The organism is Streptomyces sp. DSM 41931, from assembly GCF_050271085.1.
Taxonomy (GTDB): domain Bacteria; phylum Actinomycetota; class Actinomycetes; order Streptomycetales; family Streptomycetaceae; genus Streptomyces; species Streptomyces albogriseolus.
Map to the genome: position 1 here is coordinate 5,643,642 of NZ_CP189902.1, position 16,410 is coordinate 5,660,051.

At 69.1% G+C, this 16,410-nt stretch carries 10 protein-coding genes; 9 read left to right on the plus strand and 1 reads right to left on the minus strand.

Annotated elements, in window-relative coordinates; translation table 11 throughout:
* Window positions 1-8: 8 nt before the first annotated feature.
* Genes ACP7TJ_RS25930 through ACP7TJ_RS25945 form a run of 4 tightly spaced genes read left to right on the plus strand, consistent with a single transcriptional unit; the run spans window position 9 to window position 5,822 of the window.
* On the plus strand, window positions 9-1,664 hold the full coding sequence (locus ACP7TJ_RS25930; protein WP_367561093.1) for an extracellular solute-binding protein: 1,656 nt from the start codon (window positions 9-11) through the stop codon (window positions 1,662-1,664).
* The gene (locus tag ACP7TJ_RS25935; RefSeq protein ID WP_189908938.1) at window positions 1,661-3,178 is read left to right on the plus strand and encodes a GH39 family glycosyl hydrolase; all 1,518 of its coding nucleotides are present in this window, start codon (window positions 1,661-1,663) and stop codon (window positions 3,176-3,178) included. The genes ACP7TJ_RS25930 and ACP7TJ_RS25935 overlap by 4 nt, the downstream gene beginning before the upstream one ends.
* On the plus strand, window positions 3,175-3,858 hold the full coding sequence (locus ACP7TJ_RS25940) for a hypothetical protein (protein ID WP_367496324.1): 684 nt from the start codon (window positions 3,175-3,177) through the stop codon (window positions 3,856-3,858). The genes ACP7TJ_RS25935 and ACP7TJ_RS25940 overlap by 4 nt, the downstream gene beginning before the upstream one ends.
* On the plus strand, window positions 3,855-5,822 hold the full coding sequence (locus ACP7TJ_RS25945; RefSeq protein ID WP_370165449.1) for an alpha-glucuronidase: 1,968 nt from the start codon (window positions 3,855-3,857) through the stop codon (window positions 5,820-5,822). Before ACP7TJ_RS25940 ends, ACP7TJ_RS25945 begins: the two co-directional genes overlap by 4 nt.
* 45 nt (window positions 5,823-5,867) lie before the next feature.
* Here the strand turns inward: ACP7TJ_RS25945 and ACP7TJ_RS25950 are convergent, their stop codons facing one another.
* Window positions 5,868-9,674, minus strand: coding sequence for a GH92 family glycosyl hydrolase (locus ACP7TJ_RS25950; protein ID WP_427765736.1), 3,807 nt, complete (start codon window positions 9,672-9,674; stop codon window positions 5,868-5,870).
* A 673-nt stretch (window positions 9,675-10,347) separates the two neighbouring features.
* On the opposite strand from ACP7TJ_RS25950, the gene ngcE reads away from it, so the two are divergent.
* The 5 genes from ngcE (at window position 10,348) to ACP7TJ_RS25975 (ending at window position 16,345) form a co-directional block, all read left to right on the plus strand.
* Entirely contained in the window at window positions 10,348-11,691 is a 1,344-nt protein-coding gene (gene ngcE / locus ACP7TJ_RS25955; protein WP_318295967.1) for an N-acetylglucosamine/diacetylchitobiose ABC transporter substrate-binding protein, read from the plus strand.
* 7 nt (window positions 11,692-11,698) lie between these two features.
* Window positions 11,699-12,760 (plus strand): carbohydrate ABC transporter permease, encoded by a 1,062-nt coding sequence (locus tag ACP7TJ_RS25960; RefSeq protein ID WP_093766286.1) that lies wholly within the window; start codon window positions 11,699-11,701, stop codon window positions 12,758-12,760.
* Window positions 12,757-13,665: a carbohydrate ABC transporter permease gene (locus ACP7TJ_RS25965; protein ID WP_189908943.1), complete on the plus strand. Its 909-nt coding sequence runs from the start codon at window positions 12,757-12,759 to the stop codon at window positions 13,663-13,665. The genes ACP7TJ_RS25960 and ACP7TJ_RS25965 overlap by 4 nt, the downstream gene beginning before the upstream one ends.
* A gap of 230 nt (window positions 13,666-13,895) precedes the next feature.
* Window positions 13,896-15,107 carry an ROK family transcriptional regulator gene (locus ACP7TJ_RS25970; RefSeq protein WP_093766284.1) on the plus strand — a complete coding sequence of 404 codons (1,212 nt, stop codon included), beginning with the start codon at window positions 13,896-13,898 and terminating at the stop codon, window positions 15,105-15,107.
* Between the two features lie 134 nt (window positions 15,108-15,241).
* Window positions 15,242-16,345 (plus strand): ABC transporter substrate-binding protein, encoded by a 1,104-nt coding sequence (locus tag ACP7TJ_RS25975; protein ID WP_167743862.1) that lies wholly within the window; start codon window positions 15,242-15,244, stop codon window positions 16,343-16,345.
* Window positions 16,346-16,410: the final 65 nt, after the last annotated feature.

Consider the following 16,410-nt stretch of genomic DNA (forward strand, 5'->3'; position numbering starts at 1 on the left):
GAGTCCCCGTGAAGAACACCGGACAGCTCTCCCGGCGCCAGATACTCGCCGCCGCGGGCTTCATCGGCCTCGCCGCCCTCACCGGCTGCGGCAGCGGCGACGGCGAGGACGCCAAGGACCTGTCGAAGAAGCGCACGGGCGCCATGAAGAACTACCGCGCCGGACAGCAGTTCAAGGCCACCCAGCCGCTCACCTTCACCGTCCTGCACAACGACAACCCCAACTACCCGATGAAGGAGAGCTGGCTGTTCTGGAAGGAGCTCACCCGGCGCACCGGCGTCACCCTGGACGCCACCCCGGTCCCGCTGAGCGACTACGAGAAGAAGCGCAGCCTTCTCATCGGCGCGGGCGACGCCCCGCTGCTGATCCCCAAGACCTACCCGGGCGCCGAGACCGCCTTCGTCTCCTCCGGCGCCATCCTGCCGGTCAGCGAGTACATCGACCTGATGCCCAACTTCCGGGAGAAGGTCAGGAGATGGAACCTCCAGCCGGAGGTCGACTCGCTGCGCCAGTCCGACGGCCGCTCCTATCTGCTCCCCGGCCTGCACGAGAAGGTCCGCCAGCAGTACTCGCTGTCCTTCCGCACCGACATCCTGGACAAGCACGGCCTCGCCCTCCCCACCACCTGGGACGAGGTGTATACGACCCTCAAGGCGCTCCGTGAGGAGTACCCGGACCGCTATCCGCTCACCGACCGCTGGAGCACCAACACCCCTTTTCCCGCAGGCGCGTTGTTCCAGTATCTCGGCCAGGCGCACGGCGTCCGCGCCGGCTGGTCGTACCTGAACACCACCTGGGACGCCACGGCGGAGACGTTCGTCTTCACCGGCGCCACCGACGCCTTCCGCCAGGTCGTGGAGTACCTGCGCAAGCTGGTCGCGGAGAAGCTGATGGACCCGGAGAGCTTCACCCAGACCGACGAGGAGGCGGTCAGGAAGCTGCTGGGGGAGAGGGCCTTCGCGATCAGCGCCAACGCGCAGGAGCTGGTGCAGAACTACCGCTACAACCTCCAGCGGCAGGTCAAGGGCGCCACCATCGAGATGATCCCGGTGCCGCTCGGGCCGGCAGGCCCGGTCGTCATGGGCGGCGGGCGCCTGGAGAACGGCATGATGATCTCCAGCAAGGCGCTGGAGCGGGACGACTTCGTCGCCCTGATGCAGTTCGTGGACTGGCTCTGGTACTCCGACGCCGGCCAGGAGTTCTGCAAGTGGGGTGTGGAGAACACCACGTTCACCCGGTCCGGCGGCGCGGGCTACCGGCTCGAGCCCGGCATCTCCCTCATGGGCTCCGACCCGGACGCCCCGAAGGACCTGCAGAAGGACTTCGGGTTCCACAACGGCGTGTTCACCTACGGCGGCAGCTGGAGGCTGGTGTCCTCCTCGTTCGGCCCCGACGAGAGGAAGTTCACCGACGCGATGGCCGCCCGCAAGGAGCTGCCCACCGACCCGCCGCACCCGCTGCGCGCCGAGGAGCAGGAGCAGGCCACCCTCTGGGACACCCCGCTGAAGGACCACGTCACGCAGAACGCCCTGCGCTTCGTCCTCGGCAAGCGCCCTCTCTCCGAGTGGGACGACTACGTCAAGGAGCTCAAGGCCAAGAACATGGACCGCTACATCGAGCTGCACAACCAGGCGTACGAGCGGTTCAAGAAGGAGAACGCGTGATCCGCGTGCCCGCGGAACCGGCCGGCCGGCTGTCCGAGGCCTGGCGCGCCTGCGTCGGCACCGGCCGCCTCGACCTGGCCCTGCGCCGCGACTACCAGGACTCCCTCGCCCTGCTCCAGCGCGAGATCGGCTTCCGCCGTCTGCGCGGCCACGGTCTGCTCAGCGACGGCATGGGCGTCCACCGCCCCTACGAGTGGCAGGGCGCCCGCCGCACCCACCACTCGTTCACCTACCTCGACCAGGTGCTCGACGCCCTCCTCGCCACCGGCATCCGCCCCTTCCTCGAACTCGGCTTCATGCCACGGGAGATGGCGTCGGGCACGCAGACGGTGTTCTGGTGGGAGGGCAACGTCACCCCGCCCGCCGACGAGAAGGAGTGGACGCGCCTGGTGCGCGCGCTCCTCACCCACCTGATCGACCGCTACGGCCTCGACGAGGTGCGCACCTGGCCCGTCGAGGTGTGGAACGAGCCGGACCTGCCTCCCTTCTGGAAGGACGCCGACGAGGCGGCTTACCACCGGCTGTACGAGGCGACGGCGCACACCGTGAAGGAGGTGGACGCGGAGCTGGCGGTCGGCGGGCCCGCGCTGTCGCCGGCCGCGGACGGCTGGCTGGAGCGGTTCGCCGCGTTCGCCGAACGCCGTGACGTGCCCGTGGACTTCGTGTCCCGGCACGCCTACGCCTCTGGGCCCGCGCAGCCCGTCCCCTTCGGCACCCACCAGACCCTCGCGCCGGCGAGCACCCTGCTCGACCAGTTCGCCCAGCCGCGGAAGGCCCTCGCGGGCACCCGCCTGGCCGGACTGCCCGTCCACATCACCGAGTTCAACTCCTCCTACCGGCCCGACAACCTGATCCACGACACCGCGTTCCACGCCGCCTACCTCGCCCCGGTGGTGGCGGCGGGCGGCGACCACGCCGACTCCTTCTCCTACTGGACGTTCAGCGACGTCTTCGAGGAGACCGGCATCCCCACCGCCCTGTTCCACGGCGGCTTCGGCCTGCTCACCCACCGCCAGATCCGCAAGCCGACCTACCATCTGTACGCGTTCATGGCGCGGATGGGGGAGGAGCGACTGACGCGCGGCGACGACCATTTGGTCACCCGGCACGCGGACGGCCGGATCACCGTCCTCGCCTGGGCCCCCGTCGACCCCACGGGAGAGACTCCCGGCCCGGACCGGCACACCCTGCGCCTGTCCCTCCCGGTCGGCGGCGGAGGGCGCGGCGAGGTGTTCGTGCGCCGCTCCTCCGTCGACGAGGAGCGCGGCAACGCGTACACCGCCTGGCGGCACATGGGGTCCCCCCGCTCCCCGCGCCCCGGGCAGCTCGACCTGCTGCACGAGGCGTCCGAGCCCGCCCGCGGCCACGGCCGGCTGCCCGTCGAGGACGGCCGGACGGACCTCGTCCTCACCCTGGCCCGCCACGAGATCACCCTCGTGGAGCTGACCCCGGTGGACGACGAGACCCCGCCCTGGTGGGACGAGCGGCGGCTGCTCGGCGGGGAGGCGGCGTGAGCACCGTACGCGCCGACGCCTTCGGCGCCGGCCCGCTCTCCCGGGCCGCCGCGCTGATCCACACCCTCGTCACCGTCGAGGCCCTGCTGCTGCTCACCGCGGCACCGGGCCTCGCCGGCCTCTTCCTGCTCGCCCCCGACCCCGCAAACCTGCCGCTCGCGGCCCTCTGCCTGCTGCCCCTCGGCCCGTCCGCCGCCGCGGCCCTCTACGCCCTGCACCACCGCGGCGGCGACCTCACCGAACTCCGCCCGTCCCGTGTCTTCCTGCGCGGCTGGCGGCTGGGCGCCGGGCCCGCGCTGAAGCTGTGGGCGCCGCTGCTCGGCTGGCTCACGGTCATCGCGTTCACCCTCACCCACTTCCCGGCCACCGGACTGCCCGGCTGGTGGGCGTTCCTGCTCGCCGTGACCGGCGTGGGAAGTCTGCTGTGGGGCGCCCACGCGCTGGTGCTGACCGCCCTGTTCGCGTTCCGCGCCCGGGACACCGCACGCCTCGCCGCGTACTTCCTGTTCAGGCACCCCCGTGCCACTCTCGGCGCCCTCTCGCTGCTGATCCTGACGGCCGCCGGCACCGCCCTGCTCACCGAGGCGCTGCCCGCCCTCCTCGCCGCCCCGCTGCTGCTCTCCCTGCTGCGCGCCGGCCGCCCGTTGATCACCGAGACCCGGGAGGAGTTCACCGCATGACCGGGACGACGTACTCGGGGGACTTCGACGCGGCCTGGCTGCCGCCGGCCGCGTTCCGGGCGGTCGGCAGCCGGCGCACGCTGATCCGCGCCGGCGACGGGCTGTGGACCGACACGGTCCACCGCGAACTGAATGGCGCCTGTGAGCGGTTCGGCGGCCGGGTCGTGAGGGACGGCGGCGAGGACGCCGAGTTGGTCCTCGAAGCGGCCGACGCACCGGACGACGAGAGCTTCACGCTCGAACGCCGGGACGGCGTCACCACCGTCACCGCGTCCGGCGGACGCGGGCTGCTGTACGGCCTGTTCCACGTCGTACGGCTCGGCGAGGACGCCTTCGCCGGTGAACGGGCTCGCGAGGAGCACCGGCCGGCGTACGCCACGCGCATGCTCGACCACTGGGACAACGTCGCCGTGCACCCCGTCATGGGCCAGGTCGAACGCGGCTACGCGGGCGGTTCGCTGTTCTGGGCGGACGGCAGGGCGCGCGGCGACCTGGACCGGGTGCGGGCGTACGGCAGACTGCTCGCCGCGTGCGGGATCAACGCCCTCGCCGTCAACAACGTGAACGTGCACGCGACCGAGGCGCGTCTGCTCACCGACCGGATCGGTGACGTGGCCGCGATCGCCGACGTGCTGCGTCCCTACGGCATCCGCACCCATCTGTCGGTCACCTTCGCGGCGCCGACGGTGCTGGGCGGCCTGCCCACCGCCGACCCGCTGGACGAGGCCGTCCGGGACTGGTGGGCGGAGGCGACCCGCCGGGTGTACGAGGAGATCGGCGACTTCGGCGGGTACGTCGTGAAGGCCGACTCGGAGGGGCAGCCCGGCCCCTTCGCCTACGGCCGCTCGCACGCCGACGGCGCCAACATGCTGGCCGCCGCGCTGGAGCCGTACGGCGGCACGGTGCACTGGCGGGCCTTCGTCTACGACCACCACCAGGACTGGCGGGACCGCACGACCGACCGCGCACGGGCCGCGTACGACCACTTCACCCCGCTGGACGGCGCGTTCGCGCCCAACGCGGTGCTCCAGGTCAAGCACGGGCCGATGGACTTCCAGGTGCGTGAGCCGGTCTCCCCGCTGATCGGCGCCATGCCGGACACGCGGCTCGCGGTGGAGTTGCAGATCACGCAGGAGTACACCGGACAGCAGCGGCACGTGTGCTGGCTGGGACCGATGTGGAGCGAGGTGCTGCGGTTCCGGCCGGACGGCGAGGTGAGCACCGGGCGGCTGGCGGACGGGCTGGTGGCCGTGTCCAACGCGGGCGACGACCCGTTCTGGACCGGCCACCCGCTCGCCCAGGCCAACCTCTACACCTTCGGACGGCTGGCCTGGGACCCGGCGGCGGATCCACGGGCCGTCCTCGACGAGTGGATCGCGCTGACCCACCCTGGGGCACCGGAGCGGCTGGCCGAGGGGCTGCACGCGGTGCTGGACGGCTCCTGGGCGACGTACGAGAAGTACACCGCGCCGCTCGGCGTGGGCTTCATGGTGCAGCCCGGCCACCACTACGGGCCGAGCGTCGACGGCTACGAGTACAGCCCCTGGGGCACCTACCACTTCGCCGACCGGGACGGCGTCGGCGTCGACCGCTCCACGGCGACCGGCACCGGGTACACCGGGCAGTACGCCACACCGTGGGCCGAGGTGTACGAGTTCCCGGACACCTGCCCGGAGGAGCTGCTGCTGTTCTTCCACCATGTGCCGTACGGCCATGTGCTGGCCGGCGGGAAGACGGTGATCCAGCACATCTACGACACCCACTTCGAGGGTGTCGAGGAGGCCGAGGAGGCCCGCCGGGTGTGGGCGGGCCTCGCGGACCTGGTGGAACCGGCACGTCACGCCCGCGTGGCCGAGCGGTTCGAGGAGCAGCTGCGCAGCGCCCGTGAGTGGCGCGACCAGATCAACAGCTACTTCCTGCGCAAGTCCGGGGTGCCGGACGAGCGGGGACGGACCATCCACTGAGAAGGGGGGCCCGGGTGATGCCCGGACCCCCCTGTGCGCCGGCGGTCAGCTCAGCAGTTCCACCTCCGTCAGCGCCGCCTCACCGGTCAGCACCAGCCGGTAGTGCCCGTAGGCCTTCGGCGCGTCGATGGAGAAGGCACGCAGCTGCCGGTCCCAGCGGAAGGACTCGTCCGTCCGCTTGTCCAGGTCCGTCCACCGCTCCCCGTCGGCCGAACCCTGCAGCACCCAGCCCTTGGGCGCCTTGGTGTGGTCCGAGGACGTCAGCGTGTACTGCACCGCCTTGGTGTCCCCGGTGACGGGCAGCTCCACGGTGGACACCGTGGCACCGGTCGCCGACGTGTTGTCGAACAGCTCGCCCTCGCCCTTCAGGGCGTCCTTGCGGGGCGCCGGCACCTCGTCGTCCTGGGTGATCGACACCGGCGCCGCGTTCTTGCCGGTGCCCCACGACGACGGACGCGGACCCATGTCGAACTCCAGCACGCCGCCCTTGGCGATGGCCGCGTGCGGCAGCGCCGTGGAGTTCCACCGCTTGCCGTTGACCTTCAGCCCCTGCACGTACACGTTCTTCGCGCTGTTCCTCGGCGCCTTGACGACCAGCTCGCGGCCGTTCTCCAGGTGCACGGTGACCTTCGTGAACAGCGGGGAGCCGATGGCGTACTCGCCGCTGCCCATCACCAGCGGGTAGAAGCCGAGCGAGGAGAACAGGTACCAGGCGGACTGCTCGCCGTTGTCCTCGTCGCCGTGGTAGCCCTGCCCGATCTCGCTGCCGGTGTAGAGGCGGGACAGCACCTCGCGCACGTTCTTCTGCGTCTTCCAGGGCTGCCCGGCCGCGTCGTACATGTACAGGGCGTGGTGGGCCACCTGGTTGGAGTGGCCGTACATGCCCATCCGGACGTCGCGCGCCTCGATCATCTCGTGGATGACGCCGCCGTAGGAGCCCTTGAGGTCCGGGGAGGCCGTCTCGGGCGTGGAGAGGTACTCGTCCAGCTTCTCGGCGAGGCCCTTGCGCCCGCCGTACAGATTGGCGAGGCCCCGGCTGTCCTGGGCGGCGGTGAACGCGTAGCCCCAGCCGTTGGTCTCCGTGTAGTCGTAGCCCCACACCCGGGGGTCGTACGCGGAGGACTTCACCCGCCAGTCGCCCTTGAGGTCACGGCCCTGGAAGAAGCCCGCCTCGGAGTCGAACAGGTTGACGTAGTCCTGCGCCCGGTCGAGGAAGTACGCCGACTCCTCCTGGTAGCGCTTGTCGCCGGTCTTCCGGTACAGCGCCTCGCCCATCTTGGCGATGCCGTAGTCGTTGAGGTAGCCCTCCAGGGCCCAGGACAGGCCCTCGTGGGTCTCGGTGCTGGTGTAGCCGAGGAACGGCGAGGTCGCCATGCCCTTGCGGCCCACACCGGACGACGGGGGCACCACCGTGGCGTTCTTCACCGCCGCGTCGTACGCGGCCTTCGCGTCGAAGCCGTCGACGCCCTTGACGTAGGCGTCCGCGAAGGCGACGTCCGAGGAGGTGCCGGTCATCAGGTCCGCGTAGCCGGGGGAGGACCAGCGGGAGGTCCAGCCGCCGTCCTTGTAGTGCTGCACGAACCCGTCGACCAGCTCACCGGCCTTGGTCGGGGTGAGGAAGGAGTACGCCGGCCAGGTCGTCCGGTAGGTGTCCCAGAAGCCGTTGTTGACGTACACCTTGCCGTCCACGACCTTCGCGCCCGTGTGGGTCGGCGTGTCCGGCTCCGGCATCCGCGAGAACGGCGAGGCGTACTTGTACTTACCGTCGACCTTCTCGAAGCCCGAGTTCGGGTACAGGTACAGCCGGTACAGGCTGGAGTAGAGCGTGGTCAGCTGGTCCGGCGTGGCGCCCTCGACCTCGACCTTGCCGAGGATCTTGTCCCACTGCTTCCGCGCGTCCCGCTTGACCTTCTCGAAGGAGGTCTTGGGGCCGATCTCCTGGCGCAGGTTGTCCTTCGCCTGGTCCACGCTGATCAGCGAGGTGGCCAGGCGCAGGGTGACCGTGCGGTCCTCGCCCGCGTCGAAGCGCAGATATCCCTTGACGCCGCTCGCGTCGCCCTCGACGACCTTCTTGTCGAACTCGCCGTAGACGAACAGCCGGGTCGCGCCCGTGGACAGCCCGGACTTGACGTCCGAGTAGCCCGTGAAGGTGCCGTTCTCCTCGTCGAGGGTCAGGCCGGCCTGGTCGGTGACGTTGTCGAAGAGCACGCTCGCGTCGTCGCCGGGGAAGGTGAAGCGCATCGCCGCCGCGTGGTCGGTCGGTGCCATCTCGGCCTTCAGGCCGTTCTCGAACCGCACCCCGTAGTAGTACGGCCGAGCGGTCTCGTTCTCGTGCCGGAACGCCAGTTCGCGCTCCTCACGGCCCAGGTCCGGGGTGCCGGAGGCGGCGGACGGCATCACCTGGAAGGTCTGCCGGTCGCCCATCCAGGGGCTCGGCTCGTGGCTCGCGCTGAACGCCTGGATCGTCGGCAGGTTGTCCGCGTTGTTGCCGCGTGCGTAGTCGTACAGCCAGCTCAGCGAACCGGCGTTGGTGACCGGGGTCCAGAAGTTGAACCCGTGCGGCACGGCCGTCGCGGGGAAGTTGTTGCCGCGCGAGAAGCTGCCGCTGGAGTTGGTGCCCCGGGTCGTCACCGCGTAGTCGGAGAGATGGGCCTTCGGCCGCTCGGGCTTGACCGGCTTCAGCGACACGTCGTCGAGCCAGCCGCGGAACTTGGTCTCGCCCTTGGGGGAGTCGTACGCCACCAGGATCCGGTCGACGGTCTTGCCCCTGGCCACCGAGCCGATCCGGGAGACCACGTTGTTCCACTGGTTGACGTAGAGGATCTTCGACGCGCCCTGCCCCTGCGGGGTGAGCGGGAATCCGTGCTGGTCGGTGGCGCGCAGGTCGCTCAGATAGGTGCCGTCGGTGAAGGCGAGGTCGACGGAGACGTTGGTGGAGTCGTAGTCGAGGTCGCCGTCCGCCATCGACGGGAAGATACGGTACGACAGTTCGGTGTCCCGCTCGACCTTCGTGTTGACGTCGAACACCTTGTTGTACGAGTACGCCCGCCCGTCGCTGGTGTGCCGGCCGGCGTAGCGCAGGGCGCGCTTGCCGGTGAACCCGGCGCCCGCCTTGGCCGTCGGCGAGCCGGTGGGGCCGCGGTCGACCAGCGAGAGCATGTCCTGCGGTATCGGCGCCTCGTCGTCACCCGTGGAGAACTGGACGTCGGCGAGCTGGACTATGCCGCCGCTGCCGTTCTTGGTGATCTCCAGCCGGAAGTGCTGGTACTCGGCGACGGAGGAGGCGTCGATGTCGTAGAGCTTGGTCTGGAAGCGCTGCGTGAACGTCTCGCCCGAGCGGGTGTCGAGGGTCTGCCAGTTCTCGCCGTCGGTGGAGCCCTTGAGGGTCCAGTCCCTCGGGTCGCGCTCGGCGGCGTCGTTGGCGGACGTGAGGGCGTAACGGAGCACCTTCACGGGGGCGTCCAGGTCGAACTCCACCCAGCCGGTGGATTCGAACGCCAGCCACTTGCTGCCGGGTTCGCCGTCGACGAGGTTCTCCTTCACCTCCCCGCCGCCGGTGTTCTCCGCGCTGGCGCGGACGTCCGTGACATGGTCGGTGACGTTGCCCGGGATGCCCGAGCTGTAGCCGCCGTCCACGCCCGAGGCGCGCTTCTCGCCGCCCCGCGTGGTGTCGACGGTGTTCTGCCAGTCCGGGGCGGGGTCCCCGGACTCGAACGACGAGGAGAACTCCCGGTCGGTTCCCGGCGGCGCCTCGGGGAGCGCCACGGCGACGCCCTGTGAGCCCGCGGCCAAAGCGAAGGCGGTCGTCGCGACGACCGCCGTTCCCCATCTGTGCCGAACTCTCTGTTGCATGCGCGAGCACCCTCCCTGCCCTGGACAACGTTGTCAATTGCAGTGCGCAAGGAACAGTAGTGGGTCAAGGGGACTGTGATGTCAAGGGGTTGATTGTGGCATTCAGGAGCGATGGCGGGGGCTTTCCCGTGGCGCAAGGTGCCCGAGGCTCCTATTTCCGCGAGGTCTCAACTCGGAAAAGACGTAAGGGGAACCTTGCATTCGATCTTGCTCCGTCGGCGTGAAGTGGACTATACCTGTCGGCACTCCGGGACAGTCTTCACCGCTCCCGACCAGTACCAGCCGCACCTCCTGCACGACCCAGCGTGACCCGAACGCGGTGCCGGGAAGGATCCGGTTCACCGCCTGAGTCCTGGAGAAGGCGAGGACTTGAGCATGGGATCCACTTCCGGCGTAGGCCACCGCGATCCGATCAGGCGGAGTGCGACCGCCGCTCCGGCCCCGGCGACTGTGGTGCCGGCATCGCTCAGCTGATCATCGGCGCCGCACCGCGGCTCCGAGACGACGGCGACAACGCCCCCCGTGCGGCCGGCTCAGGACCGGTCCGGCCACGGCGGGCGCACACGCAGCACACCCGTACAGAGCCCATCGATCAGTGAGGATGCAGATGACCATTCGTGCCGGCTCTCTTGACAGGCGGACGCTCCTGCGCGGGGCCATCGCCACCGCGGCGATGGGCTCGTTCGCGGTAGCGTGCAGCTCTCCCTCCAGCAAGGACAGCGACGGCGACGGCGGCCCGAAGGGCGAGAAGAGCGCCACGAACCCGTTCGGCGTCGCCGCGAACTCCACGGTCGAGGCGGCCATCTTCGACGGCGGCTACGGCACCGACTACGTCGACTACACCAACCAGGTGCTCGGCAGCCAGGTCAAGGGCCTCAAGGTCCAGGTCGAGCCGGTCGTCGACATCGCCCCCCAGCTCCAGCCCCGCTTCGTCGGCGGCAACCCGCCGGACCTCATCGACAACTCCGGCGAGGACCAGATCGGCTTCCTGGGCATCCTCGACCAGTTGGAGGAACTCGACGACCTCTTCGAGGCCAACACCTACGAGGGCAAGAAGATCGCCGACATCGTCTACCCCGGCGTCAAGGCCCCCGGCACGTTCAAGGACAAGTTCGTCGCGCTCAACTACGTGATGACCGTGTACGGCGTCTGGTACTCGAAGACCCTCTTCGAGCAGAACGGCTGGACCCCGCCGAAGACCTGGGACGAGGCGCTCGACCTCGGCCAGAAGGCGAAGAAGAAGGGCAAGTACCTCTTCGTCCACGGCAAGGAGGCGGCGACCTACTACCGCACGCTCCTGATCGACTCGGCGATCAAGGAGGGCGGCGACGAGGTCCGGCTGGCCCTGGAGAACCTGGAGAAGGGCTGCTGGTCGCACCCGGCCGTCCAGGGCGTGATCAAGGTCATGGAGACCATGGTCAAGCAGAAGATGTTCGTCCCCGGCGGCTCCGGCACCCAGTTCCAGAAGGCGCAGGCGATCTGGAGCAACGACCAGAAGGCGCTGCTCTACCCGTCCGGCGGCTGGATCGAGAACGAGATGAAGAAGGCCACGAAGGCCGACTTCCAGATGACCGGCTTCCCGTCGATGACGCTCACCGACAAGCCGGCGCTGCCCTGGGAGTCGCTCCGCGCGGCCGCCGGCGAGCCGTTCATCGTGCCCCGGCAGGGCAAGAACCCGGCCGGCGCCAAGGAGGTGCTGCGGGCGATGCTGTCGGAGAAGGCGGCCGCCAACTTCTCCAAGACGAAGCTGGCCCCGACGATCGTCAAGGGCACCGTGCCCGCCGACGGTTACGGATCGACGGCCCTCGTCTCGCAGACGACGATGCTGGAGGCCGCGGGCACCAACATCTTCAACTACATGTTCGTCGAGACCTACGGGATGAACACCGACCAGTTGGTGCCGTGGAACTCGTTCCTCGCCGGTGACCTCGACGCCAAGGGGCTGACCTCGGCCCTGCAGAAGATCTCCGACAAGGTCCGGGAGGACGACTCCGTCGACAAGGTCAAGGTCAGCTAGCACCGCGATGAAGGACACGATCCCCACTGCCGAGACCGCGAGCCGCCGGCCCGAGCCGGCCGCTCGCGGTGGGCGGCCACGGCGCCGCAAGCTCACCTTCGACCGGGTGACGTTCTTCCTCGCGTTCCTCGGTGTCCCGCTGGCCATCTTCGTGATCTTCGTCCTGATCCCGTTCGGCCAGGCGATCTTCTGGGCGATGACCGACTGGCGCGGCTTCAGCCCGGACTACAACTTCGTCGGCTTCGACAACTTCACGAAGATGTTCCAGGACGACATCTTCCTGAAGGCGTTGCGCAACGTCGCCCTCCTCGCGGTCTTCGTGCCGCTGGTGACGCTGACGCTCGCCCTCGGGGTTGCCGTGGCCATCACCCTGGGAGGGCCCGGCAAGGGCCCCGTCCGAGGGATCCGGGGAGCGTCGTTCTACCGGATCGTCTCATTCTTCCCCTACGTCGTACCGGCGATCATCGTCGGTCTGATCTGGGCGCAGATGTACGACCCGAACGCCGGGCTGCTCAACGGCGTCCTCACGGGCCTCGGCCTCGACCGGTTCGACACGTTCGCGTGGCTGGGCGAGAAGGCGACGGCGATGCCGGCCGTGATGTTCGTCATCATCTGGGGACTCGTCGGGTTCTACGCGGTGCTCTTCATCGCCGCGATCAAGGGCGTCCCCGCCGAGCTGTACGAGGCGGCGAGGATCGACGGGGCCGGCCGGCTGCGCACCACGGTGTCGATCACCCTGCCGGCGATCCGGGACAGCGTGCAGACGGCGTACATCTACCTGGGCATCGCCGCCCTCGACGCGTTCGTCTACGTCCAGGCGATGGTGCCGAACGGCGGCCCGGACAACTCGACCCTGACGATCAGCCAGCGTCTGTTCAACGTCGCTTTCGCCAAACAGCAGTTCGGCTACGCCACCGCGATGGGCGTCGTCCTCGCCGTCGTCACCCTGGTGTTCGCGGCGCTGGTGTTCCTCGTCAACCGCCTCACGGGCGGCGGCGAGGGCGAGAGCAAGAAGAAGGCACCTGGGTCCAAGGCTCGGCGTGCCGCAGCCGAGGGAGGTGCCGGGTGAGCGTCATCGCCGCCGACCCGAAGACGGCCGGTGAACGTGAACCGGCGAGGGACCGGAAGCTGACGCGCGTCGCCGCGAGCAGCGACCGCAGATTCGCGGCGATCTCGCACGCCCTGCTGATCCTGTGGTCCGTGATCGTGATCGTGCCCATGCTGTGGGTGCTGATGTCGTCGTTCAAATCGACCGGCGAGATCCTTTCGTCGCCGTTCTCGCTGCCGGACCACTGGAGGATCGAGAACTACGCGAACGCGTGGACCGACGCGAACATCGGAAGGTATTTCCTGAATTCCGTGATCGTCGTGGTCTCGGCACTGATCCTGGTGATGCTGCTCGGCGCGATGTGCGCCTACATTCTCGCCCGGTTCGAGTTCCCCGGCCGCCGGCTGATCTACTACGTCATGCTCGCCGGCCTGACGTTCCCGGTCTTCCTGGCGATCGTTCCGCTTTTCTTCCAGCTGCAGAATTTCGGGCTGCTGAACACGCGTCCCGGACTGATCCTCACCTATGTCGCGTTCGCGCTGCCGTTCACGATGTTCTTCCTCTATTCGTTCTTCCGGTCCCTTCCGCACGACGTGTACGAGGCCGCGCTGATCGACGGCGCCGGGGACTGGCGGGCGTTCTTCCAGGTGATGCTGCCGATGGCCCGTCCGGGCATGGCGGCAGTGGCGATCTTCAACTTCCTGGGCCTGTGGAACCAGTTCCTGCTGCCGGTGGCGCTCAACACCGACCAGGACATGTGGGTCCTCACCCAGGGCATGGCCGCCTACGCGTCCTCGCAGGTCTACGACATCGACTACGGCGCGCTGTTCGCGGCGATCGTGATCACGGTGGTGCCCGTACTGATCGTGTACTGCGTCTTCCAGCGGCGGATCGCCGGTTCGGTGTCGCAGGGCACCTTCCGCTGACGCACACCGCCGCTCCACCCGTCGTACGCAGGGGTCCGGCCCCGGAGAGACAGCTCTCCGGGGCCGGACCCCTGTGGCGCACCCCGGGTAGTCGGCCGGACACAGGCTGGAACCGATTTCTGTCAAGGTCTTGACGGCACTGGGCGATTCAGCGGAGTTTGGACTTCATAACTTGTACAAGGTCCCGTCGCCCCAAGGTGACGCGGGCCCAGGGATGAGGGTGAGAGTCAATGGAGACTCCGGGGTCGCAGTCGTCGCTGCACCGAGCCAACCTGGAGCGGGTCGTCCGAGCAGTACGTCTGGCGGGGTCCCTGACCCAGGCGGAGATCGCGAGGACGACCGGACTGTCCGCGGCCACGGTCTCCAACATCGTCCGGGAGCTGAAGGACGGCGGCACGGTCGAGGTGACCCCCACGTCGGCGGGGGGACGCCGGGCCCGCAGCGTCTCGCTCAGCGGGGACGCCGGCATCGTGATCGGCGTCGACTTCGGCCACACCCACCTGCGGGTCGCGGTGGGCAACCTGGCCCACCAGGTGCTCGCGGAGGAGTCCGAGCCGCTGGACGTGGACGCCTCGTCCTCGCAGGGCTTCGACCGGGCGGAACAGCTGGTCAACCGGCTGATCGAGGCCACCGGAGTGGACCGGTCCAAGGTCGCGGGCGTCGGGCTCGGTGTGCCGGGACCGATCGACGTGGAGTCCGGCACCCTCGGGTCCACCGCGATCCTGCCCGGCTGGTCCGGGACCCGCCCCGCCGAGGAGCTGCGGGGGCGGCTCGGCGTGCCGGTGCACGTGGACAACGACGCCAACCTCGGCGCCCTCGGCGAGATGGTCTGGGGCAGCGGCCGGGGCGTGCGCGACCTGGCGTACATCAAGGTCGCCAGCGGTGTCGGCGCGGGTCTGGTGATCAGCGGGAAGATCTACCGCGGCCCGGGCGGCACCGCCGGCGAGATAGGGCACATCACCCTCGACGAGTCCGGCCCGGTCTGCCGCTGCGGCAACCGGGGCTGCCTGGAGACCTTCACGGCCGCGCGCTATGTGCTGCCGCTGCTCCAGCCCAGTCACGGCACGGACTTGACCATGGAGAGCGTGGTGCGGATGGCCCGGGACGGCGACCCGGGATGCCGCCGGGTGATCGCCGACGTGGGCCGCCACATCGGCAGCGGTGTCGCCAATCTCTGCAACCTCCTGAACCCGAGCCGGGTCGTGCTCGGCGGTGATCTCGCGGAGGCCGGGGAGCTGGTCCTGGGCCCCATAAGAGAGTCCGTGGGACGCTACGCCATACCCAGCGCCGCGCGCCAACTCTCCGTGCTTCCAGGGGCACTTGGGGGCCGCGCGGAGGTGCTGGGCGCCCTCGCGCTGGCGCTGAGCGAAATGGGCGATTCGACCCTTCTGGACGGAACTGCGACGGGGTCCCTCGCCGCCTCCACCCCTGCCTTCACTTAGAGAACGGATGGCACCGTTGCCATCTCGTTAAGGATTTACTTCTTGACGTCGCACGTGCGGCCGAGTTGACTTCCAGCCACCTCGGCCGCAACGACGCGGCCTCGTCAGGGAGGTTTGTAGAAGTGAACACGCGTATGCGTCGTGCCGCCTTCGCCATCGCCGCGGGTGCGATGGCCGTCTCGCTCGCCGCCTGTGGCAGCGCCGCCGAGTCCGGCGACAAGAAGAGCGACTCGGGCGACTCCGCCGCCAAGGGCGACAACATCAAGGTCGGTCTGCTCCTGCCGGAGAACCAGACCGCGCGGTACGAGAAGCTCGACAAGCCCTTGATCGAGAAGAAGGTCAAGGAGCTCACGAACAACAAGGGCGAGGTCGTCTACGCCAACGCCAAGCAGGACGCCAGCCTGCAGAACCAGCAGGTCGACACGATGGTGACCAACAAGGTCGACGTGCTCATCGTGGACGCGGTGGACTCCAAGGCCATCGCCGGCTCCGTGAAGAAGGCCAAGGACGCGGGCATCCCGGTCGTGGCCTACGACCGCCTCGCCGAGGGTCCGATCGACGCCTACACGTCGTTCGACAACGTGACCGTCGGCAAGACGCAGGGCGAGGCCCTGCTCGAGGCGCTGGGCGACAAGGCCAAGAGCGGCCAGATCGTCATGATGAACGGCTCCTCCACCGACCCGAACGCCGCCATGTTCAAGGAGGGCGCGCACTCCGTCCTCGACGGCAAGGTCAAGATCGGGCGCGAGTACGACACCAAGGAGTGGAAGCCCGAGAACGCCAACGCCAACATGGAGGGCGCCATCTCCGCCCTCGGCAAGGACAAGATCGTCGGCGTCTACTCCGCCAACGACGGCATGGCGGGCGGCATCATCACCGCCCTCAAGGCCGCCGGCCTGAAGAACATCCCGGTCACCGGCCAGGACGCCGAGCTCGCGGGCGTGCAGCGCATCGTGACCGGTGAGCAGTACATGAGCGTCTACAAGCCGTACCCGCAGGAGGCGAACGTCGCCGCGGAGATGGCCGTCGCGCTGGCCCAGGGCAAGTCGCTGGACTCCCTCGCCAAGGACAAGGTCGACAGCCCCACCACCAAGGGCATCCCCTCGGTGATCGTCCCGGTCGTCTCGCTGACCAAGGACAACATCAACGACACCGTGATCAAGGACGGCATCTACACCGTCCAGGAGATCTGCACCGGCAAGTACAAGGCCGCCTGCGACAAGATCGGCCTCAAGTAAGCAGTCCCCCATCCCGTGACTCAAGGGGAGTCCGCAGACCCGGACTCCCCGACGGGACGACTGCC